We start from the raw sequence: 1,509 nt of genomic DNA, 5'->3' as shown, positions 1-1,509 counted from the left end.
GGAAATGGCCCCCCTTCTCCCGAAGTTACGGGGGCATTTTGCCGAGTTCCTTAACCATAGTTCACCCGAACGCCTCGGTATTCTCTACCAGACCACCTGAGTCGGTTTAGGGTACGGGCCGCCATGAAACTCGCTAGAGGCTTTTCTCGACAGCATAGGATCATCCACTTCACCACAATCGGCTCGGCATCAGGTCTCAGCCACAAGGTGTGCGGATTTACCTACACACCGGCCTACACCCTTACCCCGGGACAACCACCGCCCGGGATGGACTACCTTCCTGCGTCACCCCATCACTCACCTACTAACCGCTTGGTTCGGCGGCTCCACCACTTTCCTTTCCCCGAAGGGTCCGGAACGGCTTCACGGCCTTAGCATCACGATGCTCGATGTTTGACGCTTCACAGCGGGTACCGGAATATCAACCGGTTATCCATCGACTACGCCTGTCGGCCTCGCCTTAGGTCCCGACTTACCCTGGGCAGATCAGCTTGACCCAGGAACCCTTAGTCAATCGGCGCACACGTTTCCCACGTGTGAATCGCTACTCATGCCTGCATTCTCACTCGTGAACCGTCCACAACTACCTTCCGGTGCTGCTTCACCCGGCACACGACGCTCCCCTACCCATCACAGCGGGCGTTGGCCCTCATGCTGCAATGACACGACTTCGGCGGTACGCTTGAGCCCCGCTACATTGTCGGCGCGGAATCACTTGACCAGTGAGCTATTACGCACTCTTTCAAGGGTGGCTGCTTCTAAGCCAACCTCCTGGTTGTCTCTGCGACTCCACATCCTTTCCCACTTAGCGTACGCTTAGGGGCCTTAGTCGATGCTCTGGGCTGTTTCCCTCTCGACCATGGAGCTTATCCCCCACAGTCTCACTGCCGCGCTCTCACTTACCGGCATTCGGAGTTTGGCTAAGGTCAGTAACCCGGTAGGGCCCATCGCCTATCCAGTGCTCTACCTCCGGCAAGAAACACACGACGCTGCACCTAAATGCATTTCGGGGAGAACCAGCTATCACGGAGTTTGATTGGCCTTTCACCCCTAACCACAGGTCATCCCCCAGGTTTTCAACCCTGGTGGGTTCGGTCCTCCACGAAGTCTTACCTCCGCTTCAACCTGCCCATGGCTAGATCACTCCGCTTCGGGTCTTGAGCATGCTACTAAAACGCCCTGTTCGGACTCGCTTTCGCTACGGCTTCCCCACACGGGTTAACCTCGCAACACACCGCAAACTCGCAGGCTCATTCTTCAAAAGGCACGCAGTCACGAGAGCAAGGACAAGTCCTCACTCCGACGCTCCCACGGCTTGTAGGCACACGGTTTCAGGTACTATTTCACTCCCCTCCCGGGGTACTTTTCACCATTCCCTCACGGTACTATCCGCTATCGGTCACCAGGGAATATTTAGGCTTAGCGGGTGGTCCCGCCAGATTCACACGGGATTTCTCGGGCCCCGTGCTACTTGGGTGTCTCTCAAACGAGCCGCTGATGTTTCGGCAC

Annotated in this window: 1 other annotated feature (only partly in view). The window is 56.9% G+C overall.

From position 1 onward, the window contains the following. Window positions 1–1,509: a sequence feature (most likely nonfunctional fraction of RNA operon), on the bottom strand (it extends past both window edges: 1,272 nt to the left, 1,642 nt to the right).

The organism is Streptomyces sp. NPDC046862 (assembly GCF_040704615.1).
In the GTDB taxonomy this organism is placed as follows: domain Bacteria; phylum Actinomycetota; class Actinomycetes; order Streptomycetales; family Streptomycetaceae; genus Streptomyces.
The sequence above is the reverse complement of the archived record's forward strand: the minus strand, read 5'-3'. Positions and strand labels throughout refer to the sequence as shown.